This is a genomic window from Paenibacillus sp. B2(2019), assembly GCF_008370385.1.
GTDB lineage: Bacteria > Bacillota > Bacilli > Paenibacillales > Paenibacillaceae > Paenibacillus_AQ.
Map to the genome: position 1 here is coordinate 20922 of NZ_VTZR01000020.1, position 15631 is coordinate 36552.

Sequence of the window (15631 nt, forward strand, 5' to 3'; positions counted from 1 at the left end):
CGAGGAACCGCCTCTTTTTCATATAACCCTAGGATTCCATCCCAGCCTCATTCTCTTCATAATGACTTGTATCCCCGTGCAGCAGGATCTCCGGCACGCCATCCGTAAAATCAATCCTGGATAAGCAGGTTGGATATATGTAAGGCAGATCCCATAGCTTAGGCAACTCTCTGCCCTCAAAATAAGCCATCAAGAGCTTGATCACTACCGTATGCGTTACGATAAGAATCGTCTCACCCTGATGGGCAGTGAGAATTTCCTGAAGCTTCTCCAGTGCTCTTGTCTGCACCTCTGCGAAGGTCTCGCTGCCCTCCACTTTAAACCGGTCGGGTTCCTTCCAGAAATAACGATGCTGGTCTGAATACTGAGCTGCCAGTTCAGCAGAATCTCTACCTTCCCATACGCCCATGCCAATTTCTTTAAATGCATCGGAAATCTTCAGCGGAACATCCCGCTCTCCGCGTATAATTTCAGCTGTACGCAGCGCCCTTGGGCTAGAGCTTGCATAAATGACATCCAGATTTGTAGCCTGCATTCCCCGGCTCAACCATTCCGCCTGTTGTACGCCAAGCGTCGTCAGCGCAGAATCCATATGACCTTGCATACGATTCTGCACATTCCATTCTGTCTGTCCATGACGCGTTAGATATATCGTTGTAGTACTCATCCGTTGCTTCTCCTCCTAATCCCAAATTCAGAGATAGTCTACTTCCTGTTTTGCTCCATCCAGTTCACCGCATAGTCTACAATTTCACGCTGTGGAATCAATTGAGCTGCAGCTGAGGCGATATGACCATTTGTAATGAGCCCTGTCTCTTGCCCGAATTGCTCAGCAAGTTCAACGAAATCGTCAGAGTTCCAATCTAGCTCCTTGAATTCCACCCACTGTCTATGACCATCCACTAGTATAGGTGCCCCGCCAATGACTTCCTTCTTTCCTTCATAGAAGGCCCGGCATTCAGCAAGATGTAATGAAGTATTATTCAGATTTCCTACGCCTAGCAGCAGCACACTTCCCCCCAGATCATAAATACGAGCTAATGGAGAGTCATCCCCCAAACCGTATTCGAGGGAGTGACCATATATAATCTCATCCCTATGCTTGCCCCAAGCCGCAAATGAATGAATGGGGTGATCGCTGCGCTTTACCTCTTTTTGTCTACGGAAGCAATCCGGAATAACCCCCATTCCCCTCAGTGGGGTCAGGTCTGGATCATAAGCCGGCATCTGCTCACGGATACTCTGCCACCAAGATTCGGGCACCGGTGGGTTACTCCAGCCAGCAGGGTCCGTCAGATCACTAGAATGCGTGGGCATCACAAGTGTACCTGACTCTCCAAGGACCTCCTCAAGCGCCAAAATAACGGCAACCGGGCCACCTGCCACCCATTGGCCTAGTGATTTGAAGGACGAATGCAGTATAATCGTCATCCCCGCCTGTACACCCAGTCGCCGAAAGTCCTCTGCCAACGTCTGAACTGTAATCAAATTGCCTTGAATTTCTTCCACCCTTCATTCCTCCAAACTCTCTTGCTGCTAATCCTAGCAAAGCTTCTCACTGCCATTATATAGGAGGATCACTTCTAACGACACCCTTAACACCCATCAAGGTACAGTACAGCAATGATATTTATACTAAAGCTACTTATCCTGCCGTTTACGAAAAATCTTCAGACAGCATTTTGGCTCTATAATCCCCTGGAGAGATCCCTTCCAACTCTTTGAATACACGGGCAAATTGCTTACTGTTCTCAAAACCTACTTTCTCCGAAACCTCAGCAAGCTTGCCACAGTCTTTCGCTAGCAGTTCTTTAGCATGACGGATGCGTACCTTTTTTAAATAAATGACAAAATTCTCACCAGTATATGCTTTGAAGGCTTCGCTAAAATAAGAATAATTCAAAGAAACATGGTTACTAACCATAGCCATATTTAGTGGACGAGCATAGTTCGTTTCAATATAGTTCAGCGCTTCCTCCATGACAGCATGCTCCGTATGAGCAGAGCGCACCCCTACAATATAATCACTCACACTCAGGAGCAAATTCTCAAGCGCACGATAATAATCATGGAAATGGCGATAGTTATACATGTTACCAACCGTACGATATAGCTTTAATACCTCAACCGAGGCTTCCCCATGCACCCGAAATACTTCATCCAGCACTAATTCATTGATATTCTGTCCCACCGACTCCAAATAAGACAGGTCAAGCGCCTTCAAATGCTCGGTCTGAAAAATCTCAGCCAGAAGATGCTTCATCTCCTTCTCGCGTTCTGTTCCAAGCATATTGAGCAGCTTGCGAATTTCCTCCTTCGGTAAAGGGGAATTAGACCGTTCTTGACTCACATCCGCGTAATTCAACAAGTTCACTTGCGGATATACAAAAGTATACTGTAATGCCCGACATGCTTCCTTATAACAGGAACGAAGATCTGCAAGACTTCTTCCTTCGCTACTTATTCCAATCGACAATCCCATTATTTCTTTGGCTTCAGCTTGTCTGGACAGCTCAATAAAGTCCTGTTTTCTGGTTCCGAGCAATACTAGCTTACCGTCCCAGTCCGTTGTGATTTCCGAAAAACATTTTTTAAATGGTCCCATCAATCGTTCAACCAGCCCCTGAACATCCCCAGGCTTCATTCTTGTTCCGTCATTACAATAGTAATTCAACACACCTACTGTAAAAGGAACCTCCAAGTCATCTAGGCTCTCCTGCTGCCCTCGCTCCAACTGAACTTCCTGCTGCATAAGCAGCTCGCGTAAACGGCTAGAACGCAGCTCTCGGCGAAAACGTTCTGCTTCCTGTTCCTGCTGCCTTGCGCTGAGATTCTGCTCCTCCTGCTCCTTGTCTATACACTTCAAGATTTCGAATAATTCATCTCTACGAATCGGTTTAAGTAAATAATCCTTCACGCGATAACGGATCGCGCTTTTGGCATATTCAAAATCGTCATACCCACTTAAAATTAACACTGCCGGACTTTTCTCGCCCCCTGTCGCCGAAGACAACCGCTCCAACAACGTAATTCCATCCATTACTGGCATACGAATATCTGTAATAATAATATCTGCACCGTCGGTCTTAAAGATATCTAACCCCTCTGCGCCATTACTCGCCATTGTGATGGTATACACGGACGGAAATTCTCTTTCAATCATAGTTTTGAGACCGTAACGGATATTCTTCTCATCATCAATGATCAGTAGCTTCTTCATAGTTGTTTATCTCCCGTCAAAAGAACTTTCGGCAAGGTCAGACGTACCATTGTCCAACTTCCTGCTTCACTCTGTACTACAAGCCCATATTCATCGCCATAAAAAATTTGCAGACGCTGATGCACATTTCTCAGTCCGATGCCACCTGTTCGGCGGTCAGCCTCCCTCAGTTCAGCAGTGCTCTCACAGCGTTCATCTTTTGCATAAATCGCCTCGTTTAAAGCATGCAGACGCTCTGGTGTCAGCCCCATGCCATTATCACGAAGCTCTATGAAAATATCGCCTTCCGTTTCCGAAATATGAATATGAATGCTCGGGTCCTGTAAATTTTCTTTCTCACCACACCAAGCATGCTTAACACTGTTCTCCACAATAGGCTGCAGTGACATTTTAAGCACCTCCAGCTCCAAATATCGAGGCTCAATATGAAGCACCAGCTTAACCGGATATTCAAAACGAATATTCATCACTTCAATGTAGTTCTCAATATGACGAATTTCATCTCGCAGCTTCACATACTCTCCGGACCATTTGAAATTATAACGCATCATCCCTCCTAGTGAGGTTAATGCATCCGAGATCGTTCGTTGGTTCTCAATTTCAGCCAGCATTTTAATATTTTCCAGCGTATTATACAAAAAATGTGCGTCAATCTGGTTATGCAGCGTACGTAGCTCAGCCTCTTTTGACAATGCCTGCTTGCTCACTGCTTGAGCCACCAATGTATTGATCGTGTTCATCAGTTTGGAGAAATGATGGGCAAGCTCACCGACTTCCCCTCCACCACGAATCATAATTCCACTGTAGGCCTCACCTCTCCGTACTTTTTTCATTGTTTCGGTCAATCTACGTAGATTTTTTAGAATAAAGGCATTTGTCACATAAGCAATCAGCGTTAGCAAGGTAATAAACCCGACATTGGCTCCAATGATTAAGTTGCGCGTTCGGGAGATATCCTTCATAACTCCCTCCATGGACACTACATTTAACAAATAAGCATCAATACGTTCTAGCGGAGTGTTAATCAACAAAAACGATCGACCATTCTCCGAGTATTCACTGTCCCATGCTCCAGTTTCCCGAAAATGCTTATACCGTTCTGCAATCATATCGGACATCTTCAGATTATCCTGCAAAAAAGAATGGTCCGGTCTGGTGAAAACCTGCAGCTCACTATCCACAAGGAACATCTGGGTCTGATTATCCCGAACGTCTGTATACGTCTTGGGTGTAAAACGACTCAGCAGCATATCCACCTGTACCATACCGATATGATTGTCTGCTGGACGACTCTTCTCACGCAACAACGAAACCTTTGGCAGACTTTCCGCCGGTGCTTCCAAGTATCTCTGCATCAGATCAGGATCACTTTTCTGAAAAGACCAGTATTCCTGTCCCTTCAATTGAAGCGCTTTCTGAAACCATGGCTTGGAAGAAACCCGCTCTTCCCGAAAGATAATCGGCCAAATTTCATGCACTTTATTGCTTTTCGAATACAGCCTCAAATGCTCAATATTCGGATTATTAAATTGAATACGAGTCATATTCACATAGGCATTTGTATTGAAATTAATCAAATCTACTAGCTGGGGTTCAGTTTCATTCGCAAGGAATTCTTCTACATCGGTATCAGAATAAGCCATCTGCGCCGCACGTTCCATCGCCTCAATTTGATTATAGATATGTAATTTTTCCATTTGCAGCAAATAATCATTTTTCTCGACGGCATCTCTGAGATAGGTATTATTGATAGACTCATAGAAGTAGACGGATACCAGCAAGCACGGGCCTAAAATAATAAAAACATAGGCTGCAATTAAACGACTCTGGAGAGATCTTCTTCCCCACCAATAACTAAAAGAATGCCATAATGCTCTAGCTCGCTCACGCCTGTTCACACTATACACTTCTGTTCTGTCCACCTCGCTAAAATAGTGAATACTTAACCTATTTAATATCTATACCATATTTATAGATTGAAAATAACCCAATCGCCCGCATTAGCGGGCGATTGGGTCCTGTTTATTTTATTTTTTTGCGAGTTTTTGCTTATTCTCTTCATATTTTGTTTGTTGGAAGGCTTGCACTTTAGCCAGACCCAGATCCTCTTGCTTCTTGATGTAATCTGTCCAGATGGAATCAAATTCAGCATCGGATGGGGCCATCAAAAGCTTCGGTAGCGTTTTGCTGCGCAAATCTTTGATTTTAGATAAGATGACGCCCTCTGGGGAGCTTGCCAACGGATCGATTTGATCAAACTCGGAAATACTCTTTGTTTTTCCGCGAGTCCAGTCTTCAAGCTGTTTGAAAGGCTCTACAGCTTTTGGTGTCCATTGAGCTGTAATATTGGTATTCATCAGCATCCAGAACGTAAAGGAAGAACCATATTGCTTGTCGAATGCCGCACGGTCTTTATTCATCAGATCAAAGACTTCTGGTTTAAATTGGTCTTTGCCGTCAATGGTATCATAGCTGACGCCTTTTTCGCCAAGATAGAGGTCTTTATTACCTTCTTCACTGTTCAGGTAACTGAGGAATTTAATGGCGCGTGCTTTATCTTTAACATCTTTGGAGATCAGCGTTACTGTCCAGCCAGAAATAGCAGGGCCGTTCAGAGTAGGCGCATCCAGGTTGGTATTAGCCGGACCATCAACGGCGATATAAATTTTGTTCGGGTCTTGCTGGTACAGAGTTCCCAGTTGGGTTCCAAAGTCAGTACGTTGGTACAGCATCGCGAAGTAACGGCCTTGAGCGATTTTTTCTTCCATTTGAGGACGTTTGTCAATAAAGATATCTTTAGAAAGCAAGCCGTCTTGGTTCGCTTGACGCAAAGTTTTCATCCAGCGGATATATTCAGGGTCAGTCTCACGATTATATAACTTGCCGTCTTTTTCTCTTGGAATAGCTAAGAAGTTCTGAATGTATTGTTCCAGAGAATCGTTACCGGTTGCGGTAAATTCGTGCAGACCGAGCGGAATTATCGGTTGACCATCGATTGCAGGGAATTTCTCTTTAGCGGCCTTCAGCGCTGCCACGAATCCTTCCGGTGTGCGCATATCAGGACTGCCAATCGCTTCATAAATATCTTTGCGGACTACAAAGGTTTGGTTGGATACATAAGTGTCGCCATATTTCTCGTAATCTTTAGGGGAGGAAGAAGCATTCGGATAACCGTATACATTGCCGTCAGCTTGTGTGTACCAGCCCAGTTTGTCAGGGTCGGATACTTTGAAGAAGTAAGGATCATATTCTTCGGCCAGTTTGTTAAGAGGAAGCACGAGATTCCCTTCAATCATTTTCTTAACGGCATCTTCATACCATCCCAGTGTAATGAAGTCCGGCAGTTTACCGGAAGCAATCAATGTGTTCAGCTTTTCATTTTCATTACCGGCTGGAACGATAAAGTTAATGTCAACACCGGTTTTCTTAGTGATATATTGGGAAGTTGGATCCACACCCCATTTATTAGGGAACCAGGCAAAGTTCAGGTACCAGTCAAACGTAATTGGTGATGTGTCGGATTTCCAACCCGGCTCATCAGCGGACAGTGCTGTAGCTTCTGGCGCTGTTGTAGCTGTTGCCTCTGCTGTGTTACCTTCAGTCTTGGTTGCGGTATTACCTTTGTTTGCGGCGTTCCCATTGTTGCCGGAACAGCCCGCTACGGACAGAACCATGATTGTTGCCATAAGCAGCAGCATTATTTTCTTTGGCTTTCTTTTCATGTCCATGCTTGTTTACCCCTTTTCTGAGATTGATTAATGATTATAATTTGCAACTCCAAGACTGCGGGAGCAGTCTGGAGGAGATACCACTAGTTCGGGTGAAGTGCGACCGGCACTTAGCCCTTGATGGAGCCAATCATCATCCCTTTGACGAAATAACGTTGCAGGAACGGGTAAGCAAAGACAATCGGAAGTGTTGTAACCACCATGGTAGCCAGCTTGATGGACTGCGAGGTCACCGTCCTAGTCACGGCGCTTCCCTGTACGGCAGTCATCATCAAATTGGAACTAGACTGAGCAACAACCCGGTACAAGAATGTTTGAATCGGTTGCATGCTTTCATTGTTCATATAAATCATTCCGGTAAAATAATCATTCCATTGGTAAACGCCATGGAATAGCGCAATGGTAGCCAGTACGGGCAAGGATACCGGTAGGACAACCCGCAGGAAGATGGACCAGTCATTAGCTCCGTCAATACGCGCCGCTTCCTCCAGACCATCAGGAATATCCCGGAAGAAGGTCATGAAGATGATTAGATCGAAGAAGCTGAACATGACCGGAATAATATAGACCAGGAAATTTTCTAGCAGATGAAGATCTCTGATGAGTAGGTACGTCGGAATAAGTCCTCCTGCGAAGATCATGGTTATCGTGCCTAACAGGATGTAGAATTTGCCCCCAATCAGTTCCCTGCGGGAAAACGCATAAGCAACCATCGCCGTAAAGAACACATGCAGACCTACGCCGAGAAGTGTTTTGGCTACGGTAAGCCACATCGCCCTCATAATACCCGGGCTATTGAATACAGCACTAAAGTTCTCCAATGAAAACTTGCGCGGAAACCAGTAAATCCCACCCAACATAGCATCTTTTCCGTCATTAAAAGCATTAATCAGCACGTACCAGATCGGATACAGCGTAACGAAGCAAATACAAAGCATTCCAATATTGTTGACTATATCAAAGACGACTTCGCCCTTGGTTCTGCGATTCAGTGTAATCATATACAGGTCCTCCTTGGCCTAAAACAACGAGGTGTCGTTGAGTTTTTTGGATACTTGGTTGGCAATCAGCAACAGAATGAGCGAGATAACCGATTTGAACATCCCAATTGCAGTTGAATACGAGAAGCGGGCTGAAAGCAGACCGGTATAGTAAACATAATAGTCAATCACATTGCTCGCGCTGTCATTCAGCGAATTGCGCAGTACCAGAATCTGGTCAAAATTGGAGTTCAGTACACCGCTGACTGCCAGAATAAACAAGATGCTGATCGTTCCTTTAATGGTCGGTACGGTAACATACCACATTTTCTGGAATCTTCCGGCACCATCGATGGTGGCCGCTTCATACATTTCGGGAGATATGCTGGTAATGGCAGCCAGATAGATGATCGCTGACCAGCCCAGCTCCTTCCATAAATCCGAGGTAATAATAATAGTCCAAAAATATTTTGGTTCAGCCAGGAACGAAATTGGCTGGTCGATCACATGCAGCGCCATCAGAATATTGTTGATGATGCCTATATCTGCCAGCCAAGTGGCAAGAATCCCGCCAAGGACGACCCAGGACAGGAAGTGGGGCAGATACGATATCGTCTGAATACTCTTCTTAAAGCGAACGGATCGGATTTCATTCAGAAAGAGAGCGAATATGATTGGCAGCGGAAAGATCAATAGTTTGATTAAGCTGATGCCCAGCGTATTCTTCATTACATACACAAAATTATCGTCCGCCAGGAACTCTTTGAAATTCGCGAGACCGACCCAAGGAGCTTCTGAGATTGGCTTGACGATGTTGTACTCCTTGAAGGCGATAATAATGCCATACATCGGAATGTAGTTAAAAATAATCATCCATACTACACCGAGCAGTGCCATTGTCTGCAAATGACGTTGGGTAATGAACTTCTTCCAAAGCGGGGTACGATTTACTTTACCGGTTTCGAAATTGCCCGAAAATTGAGGCTTCATCGCTGGGCTTAATTCCCCATTTGTTTTTTTCTCCATCATATGGACCTCCAGAATCTCTATATCCGCTCTTGTATAAAGCGCTTACAAATATTATATATTCATTGTATTTGCTTTTGCCTGTCTCCGTAAGGTATTGAATTTCGGATTATAGGTTCCATTTTTCGGGTTCAAGCTAAAACGCCTTCGGTATCCTGTAAGGAATTTCTTATATTTGGAGAAAAAATAGGGGAGGGCCTAGGCCCTCCCTTATTTTCTATGCCATTATTGCTCGAATTTGCTTGATCTCTCCACGCCGCAGAGCCTCTGCCTCATCGCCACGAACGAGTGCTCCTGAAATTTCGGTCACTGTTCCATCGTGATAGACGAGCGTCATGCTCTGAATAACAACCTTCTTCTCCCCAAACGTATTCTCACATTGTGGGTTCGAATAAGTTACTTCCGTGCCACCTAGAAATGTGAAAGAGAGATTGCCTTGTTCATCAAATAGCCAGCCTGGTAGAACCGGATCCAAAGATAATGTAAGCTGTCCATCTTCTACTCTGAAAACATGGCTTCCGGCCATCATCGTTCTCCACATACTCAAGAATTCAGCAGTCGACCCACTTAATCTTGCAACGAACCCTCTACCATGATTGTTCGGATCAGGATTACCTCCGGTAGCGATAAAGGATGAATTTTCAAGCGTGCTGCGTCCATAGACAGCCGGATCTAGGAACGGAACTAGCGAGGTCTTCAGTTCTCCGTAGAACTCCTCATAAAGCCCGCCCTTCAACAGCTCAAGCAAATATTTGTAGGACATATGCAGGAAGTTGGACTCCCGCTCTAGCCAGCCTGGCGTAAAGGCTCTCATTCGTCCGATCTCATGAGACTCACCCTCTAGACTAACCGAAGTTTGATACATAGACGTAGTCGGATCATATAGCTCTGTTTGCTTAATCAAATTATAGATTTCTTTGGCTTGCACCGGATCTTTCAGCGTCTTCAGCCAACGAGTAGGCCCCTCAAGGAAGTATGGCAATGCATAGACCTCAAACTCCTCTACCACAGCTTTTGGGAGGCCGTATCCGCTAAGTACTGGTTGACCTTCAGCATCTGTTACCTGCTGGAATTTCTTCGCCTCAAAGCGGAAATAGGTTGGGGTAAGTCCGTTACCAAGTTCTACTGCCTTATTGATTCCCTCGTCGATTTTGACCAAGAACTTGGAGAGGGCCTCACGAATGTATTCTAAGGTTACTTCAGACTCAGTTCCAGTAATACCGAAACGGATACGTGCTCTATAAGCCTCACGCGCCGAAGCTACAGTATCCCAATAATTAAATTGTTCCAAATCTCCCGACAGAACCGCCGTGACCGCATGATATACCTCTTCAAGCAACTGTGCAATTTCTTCTGGCAGATCTACAGCTCCTCGGACGCTTTCTTTGCTGTTCAGAGCATCTAACAAAAAGACTACGGTACGTTTCAGCTCAAAAGTCTCACTCATTCCGGAGCCGAACAATCCAGGCAGTCCATTCATAGCATCGTTCCAGCCCGGCTTATTGCCTTCCATTTCTACACCCATACCGTAAGGGTCAAGCGTAGCAAATTTATTCAAGGCAAGAGACAACATCTTCACGAACAGATTGGTGTGGTAAATGGCGCCGTGACCGCCTTCAGTACGCAGCCAATGGGTATCTCCAGCTTTCCATTTCAGCTTGTGCAGCTTCTCCTCATCCTCAAGGAGTGCACCATATTGCCGGGCCTTTCCGTCACTGATTACATATTTCTCACTGCGTGGCAGCACATACGCTGGGCTGTCATAGAACGCATAGGTGTTATCCCCAAATAGAAGCTCCTGCTTTTTGTCAGGGAAGATATCCAAGTAACCTACTACCAGATCCATATTATATGTCCAGTGATCCGACCAGAAGCCTTCGCCAAAAGCTGCCTCAATGTTTTGCTGTGACAGGGCAAGTAATCCCGACAAAAATTGTTGCTCGCTTACCTTCAAGGTAACGTTATGATCCGCAATATAGTTCACTAAGCTACCTGGTGTGAACCGAGTGCTGCACAGCTTTACAAGCTCAGCTTGATGATCTGCCGCAGCTTCTCCAATCCACTCCGCAGCTTGTGCCTTACTATCCGGTTTCACTTCAAAGGTTGTTCCTTGCACGCTCAGTGGATTGTAACCATCCGCCTGAATCAAGCTATAGAACATTTTGATGTTAAAGCTACCCACCTTCGGATTAAAAAACACATCATTCCGACGATTCTGATTCATATCACGGAAGTTTCCGTTCCCCTGTGAATAATATTCTGGGGCGAGTGAGAAGAAATTGTAGTCACGCTCCAAGTCACCGTGCTTACGCGAGTATAAGTGAACTACAAAGCCATCACCACCATTGTCAAAGACAAAAGGATAGCCTCCACGCAGGAAGTTATCGAGATAGGATTGACGGCAATACGCATCAAACACAGCCGATGAAGTGTGAGTAGCAATGTCTTCCGTTAATTCCTCCGTCAGACCTGCGGCCTCTTGAGATTTAGACAGGATATATTCATCGCGGCATAACTGCTCCGCCTTCTTATTGATTTTGTCGATGTCATTTACATGTCCAACCAGTGTATTCAGGATCAGATTGCTACCTGGTGCTAAACGTCTTGCCACTCCGCTAAAACCGCACGGAACCTTGTTGACCGGGTATTGCGGAAGCTCGCCCAGTTCGGCAAGGGTTAATCCCGCAAAGCGGTCCGGGTACGTAAGCGAGGTATTGCCACCAAAGACTAGCTCGAAATCGACGATTGGCGAGACTTTTTCTCCTTCTCCAGTGAACGACAGGTAGAAATGGCCATTGGTAATTTCGCTAACCTGTGCATCATCATTGGTGCTGGAACGCAGCTTATAGAACGGAATGCCATTCTCTAAGTTGTATACGTCCATCCAGCTGCGCAGCAGATTCCCTATTTCCTTGTATCCACTGTTCTCTACGCCGTAAGGCAAGATTTCAGGCAGACCATCCATCAGCTCCAGCTCGATCTCTTTACCGCCGATGTTCTCAATCTCTACCCGACGTACCAATGCTGCATAATCGTCATTAGGCAAATTAAAATAGTGTACGGTCGTCTTCAGACCATGTCCGGCATGGCTTTCTTCAATAGTAAGCCCATTAGGCAAAATGGTCATGAGGCGCTTTGCAGCAGGATCTGGACGTGCAGATTGAAACGGTTCATAAATATCTTGCTCGCCTTTAATTTTGATAAAGGTTCTGAAACCGGTCGTCCCTACGTTCTTATAAGAGATATTTGCAGGAGAGAATTCCATGATCGGCGAATTCTTATCGCGTACCCCGAAGCTGCAAATGGCCTGACCCCGATTCACATAAAAAGTCCACATCGGAATTCCCTTCAGTCCGGCAAGACCCGGTAAGAAACTGGAAAAAGGCTTTCCTTCATCAAATTGCTCCATTACAAATGTACCTGATTCGAAATAATAGTTGCTCATATTTATGTCCTCCTAAGTTGTAGATTATTTATGAAATCAAATGCGTTACGATGGAATGAGGCGATAGCTCGCAGCTTGCAATCTCTTCGCCTAGACCTAGCGTTACACTGTGCTCTTCTTCACTTTCATTCATCAGTACGACAGCAATACTACCGTCAGGATTACGGAATGCTGTGGTTAAGATACCTTCCGCTTCAGATGTAAATCCGATCCGTACCGCACCTGGCGCAATGAATTTACTGAAATGCCCAATGTAATAATAGGAGCTGTTATAATGCAATTCATCTGTTGTCGTATCTGCAATAATCGGCGCATCGCAGAGATTGCCTACATGGTTAGGACCTCCAGTCTCATCCAGTACCAGGTTCCAATCCAGGTATCCTTCTGTCCATGCATTGAGATCTCCAATCATGTTTCTGCCGTAACGTTCGCCAGTAAACCATTCCCCCAGCTTAACGCCGCCCTCTTGGCAGCCCTCTGTGAACAACAGATGCTTGTCAGGAAATAAATCATGTACCTTTTCTACTTTGTCGAACTCCTCGCCTCCGTACCAGTGAATACCTGTACCCCACACATACTTTGCAGCCTCAGGATCAGATAATACTGCCGAAGCACGCTCGACCATAATATCGCGGTTATGATCCCAGATTACAATGTTCACATCTGAATGGCCGGTCTGATGCATCACCGGTCCAAGATGATTTTTAACAAAATCCCGTTCCTCTTCCGCACTATAAATACATGAATCCCAGACCTGAACGGCAGCCGGCTCATTTTGCACGGAAACTGCCCAAATCGGTACTCCCTCTTTTCCATAAGCTTCAATGAATTTCGTATAGTAGCGTGCCCAAACTTCTGCGTATTCCGGCTTCAGTGATCCACCGTTATTCATTTCTCCATTTGTTTTCATCCATGCCGGAGGGCTCCAAGGAGAAGCCAGCATCGTGAATGCACCGCCTCTTACTTCCATGGCATCTTTTATCAGCGGAAGTACCCACTTATGGTCATGTGAGATATCAAAAGTAGCTAGCTCTGTGTCATGATCAGCAACATACGTATAATTTCCGAGGGCAAAATCACAGCTGTGAATATGAACACGACCCATGCTATAGCCTAATCCCTCTACTGGATGGAAGTACCGATGAATAACCTCTGCTCGTTTCTCGGAGCTCAGACGTGACAACGTATACGCAGCAGCTTCAGTGAAAGCGCCGCCAAATCCAATCATCTTTTGAAACTCCTGCTCTGGCTTAATCTCCACATCGGCAGACCCAGATCCTACTCTTGCGCTAAAAACAATTGCATCTTTTGGAGTTAAGCGTTCCCCTGTATCTTTTGCAGTTACCACAGTTTGAACTTTTGCCATTTCATCCATCTCCTCTGAATTGTTTTCTTACCAAAGCACTAGTCTTTCCTGGATCATCTTCCGATGTTATAGATTCGGAGCAATGAACCATCAAATCGAAACAATCGAAACCGGTTTCGATTGTTTCGAAAAAAAATGATCTTCCAAATCATTTGAAAGAGCATTAGCATTTATAACAATGAGTCTATTATAGCTCCATCTCACTACATAAGATGTGCCAAATACCACTATCTCATCTCATAAGAACAATTGAAAGCTATACTGTCTTTTACTTTAGCAGGACTCTTTTCAGTTCGTCAAGATTTATCAGACTACTTTCCGCTAATCGGAGGTGCACAGGATTCCCGTTCAACCACTTCCACCGGAACTAAAATCGCTTCCTTATCTAATACTTTACCTTCAATTGATGTTAAAAGAATGTCCGCCGCTTGGCTTCCAAGAAGCTCCGTATCCTGACGCACCGTTGTCAATGCAGGTGTAACGTACTCGGCAAGATCGATGTCATCGTAACCCATAACTGAAATATCCATCGGTACGGAAAGTCCACTATCTTTAGCGGCCATAATAGCCCCTAAGGCTAGTAAGTCACCAGAAGCAAAGACGGCGGTTGGACGTTCAGGGAGCTTAAGAAGCTCCAGCATCGCGCTATAGCCACTTTCCCGAGAATAAAAGGCTCCGTTTACAACATAGGACTTAGGCACTTTAAACCCTTGTTGCTTCATAGCGGTCTTGTAACCCAACTCCCGCATTTTACCTGGAAATGTGTTCATGCCTCCGGATATATGGGCAATCTTGCGATGCCCCAAAGAGGCTAGATACTCCACTGCCAGCTGGGCTCCAGAAGTATTATCTGAGCATACCGTATGCGTCTCAGAAGTCTCAAAATCCATAATAACGGTAGGAATATCACTCTCAAGCAGTTCACGGAAATACGGATCCTCATAATCGGACAAGAAGACAACAACGCCGTCTACGCCACGAATCCTGCAATTCTCTAAATAACCGCTTTGCTTACCACCGACATCTTTGGAGATAAACATGAGGGCATAACCCTTTTCAACAGCAACCTTCTTAAAGCTCTCGATCACAGCGCTGAAAAAAGGATGGCGAATACCAAATCCCGTATTCTCTACGAACAGCACGCCGATGGTCCACGATTTCTTAGTGGTCAATGTACGGGCATGTGAATTTGGCAAATATCCCATTTCTTGGGCAACCCGGAATATTTCCTGACGAGTTTTCTCACGTACGTCGGAATAATTATTAAACGCCTTAGAAACCGTTGTTGGAGAGTAACCGGTTCTTTTGGCAATATCGTATATCGTTGTCAAATCGGCTCGCTCCTTGCCCTGACAAATGAAATGCCTTTTGTTCACTGCAATTTTAACGTCTTTCCGTACCGCCGTCCAGCGAAAAGTAACTTTGTACAGAGGGGAGTATTGTAACGGCCTGAATCAACAGCCCTAGACTCATATAGATCAGATGTATAATTGCAACACTATTCAGCATGTACGTCTGCACCGTTATCCAAATGATTTGCCCAAACCCGATATACAGAGACAAAGCCCAGAAGCTATATAATTTCTTGAACGGATTTAATCGTTCCACCAAGTGCCACTGAGGTCTCTTGATCAGACCATAAACAACGAGGAGGGGCAGTAAACCAAATACGATAAATAGCAGAATACCAGGGAATAAAAAATCTGAGAAGGGCGATCTTTCCAGCATAGAAGTCGGCATTTTCATTAGATCCCCGCTTGGATCTATTACAAGAGCACCGCCCCCTCCTAACGCTCCAACCCCCAAAAAAATAAGAAGAATATAAAGCCATGTTACTGTACCTGGCCTTCCCTTCGTTAATTCCAT

11 protein-coding genes are annotated in these 15631 nt (G+C 45.1%); all 11 read right to left on the reverse strand.

Annotated elements, in window-relative coordinates; translation table 11 throughout:
• Positions 1-28 precede the first annotated feature (28 nt).
• The 11 genes from PAENI_RS17830 to PAENI_RS17880 all read right to left on the reverse strand — a co-directional run bounded on the left by PAENI_RS17830 (position 29) and on the right by PAENI_RS17880 (position 15631).
• Positions 29-667, reverse strand: coding sequence for a histidine phosphatase family protein (locus tag PAENI_RS17830; protein WP_149646192.1), 639 nt, complete (start codon positions 665-667; stop codon positions 29-31).
• Between the two features lie 38 nt (positions 668-705).
• The gene (locus tag PAENI_RS17835; protein ID WP_149646193.1) at positions 706-1509 is read right to left on the reverse strand and encodes an AAC(3) family N-acetyltransferase; all 804 of its coding nucleotides are present in this window, start codon (positions 1507-1509) and stop codon (positions 706-708) included.
• 148 nt (positions 1510-1657) lie between these two features.
• Positions 1658-3220 carry a response regulator gene (locus PAENI_RS17840; RefSeq protein ID WP_149646194.1) on the reverse strand — a complete coding sequence of 521 codons (1563 nt, stop codon included), beginning with the start codon at positions 3218-3220 and terminating at the stop codon, positions 1658-1660.
• A complete protein-coding gene (locus PAENI_RS17845; protein WP_262495640.1) occupies positions 3217-5142 on the reverse strand; it encodes a cache domain-containing sensor histidine kinase in 1926 nt (641 codons plus the stop codon). The genes PAENI_RS17840 and PAENI_RS17845 overlap by 4 nt, the downstream gene beginning before the upstream one ends.
• Positions 5143-5247: 105 nt before the next feature.
• The gene (locus tag PAENI_RS17850) at positions 5248-6948 is read right to left on the reverse strand and encodes a type 2 periplasmic-binding domain-containing protein (RefSeq protein WP_076285203.1); all 1701 of its coding nucleotides are present in this window, start codon (positions 6946-6948) and stop codon (positions 5248-5250) included.
• A 110-nt stretch (positions 6949-7058) separates the two neighbouring features.
• Complete coding sequence (locus PAENI_RS17855) at positions 7059-7949, reverse strand: carbohydrate ABC transporter permease (protein WP_076285202.1); 891 nt, start codon at positions 7947-7949, stop codon at positions 7059-7061.
• 18 nt (positions 7950-7967) lie between these two features.
• Positions 7968-8954, reverse strand: coding sequence for an ABC transporter permease (locus PAENI_RS17860; RefSeq protein ID WP_081382970.1), 987 nt, complete (start codon positions 8952-8954; stop codon positions 7968-7970).
• Positions 8955-9171: 217 nt separating this feature from the next.
• Entirely contained in the window at positions 9172-12399 is a 3228-nt protein-coding gene (locus tag PAENI_RS17865; protein ID WP_149646196.1) for a cellobiose phosphorylase, read from the reverse strand.
• A 28-nt stretch (positions 12400-12427) separates the two neighbouring features.
• Positions 12428-13765 carry a glycoside hydrolase family 30 protein gene (locus PAENI_RS17870; protein ID WP_149646197.1) on the reverse strand — a complete coding sequence of 446 codons (1338 nt, stop codon included), beginning with the start codon at positions 13763-13765 and terminating at the stop codon, positions 12428-12430.
• 311 nt (positions 13766-14076) lie between these two features.
• On the reverse strand, positions 14077-15096 hold the full coding sequence (locus tag PAENI_RS17875) for a LacI family DNA-binding transcriptional regulator (RefSeq protein ID WP_149646198.1): 1020 nt from the start codon (positions 15094-15096) through the stop codon (positions 14077-14079).
• A 52-nt stretch (positions 15097-15148) separates the two neighbouring features.
• Positions 15149-15631 (reverse strand): hypothetical protein, encoded by a 483-nt coding sequence (locus tag PAENI_RS17880; RefSeq protein WP_149646199.1) that lies wholly within the window; start codon positions 15629-15631, stop codon positions 15149-15151.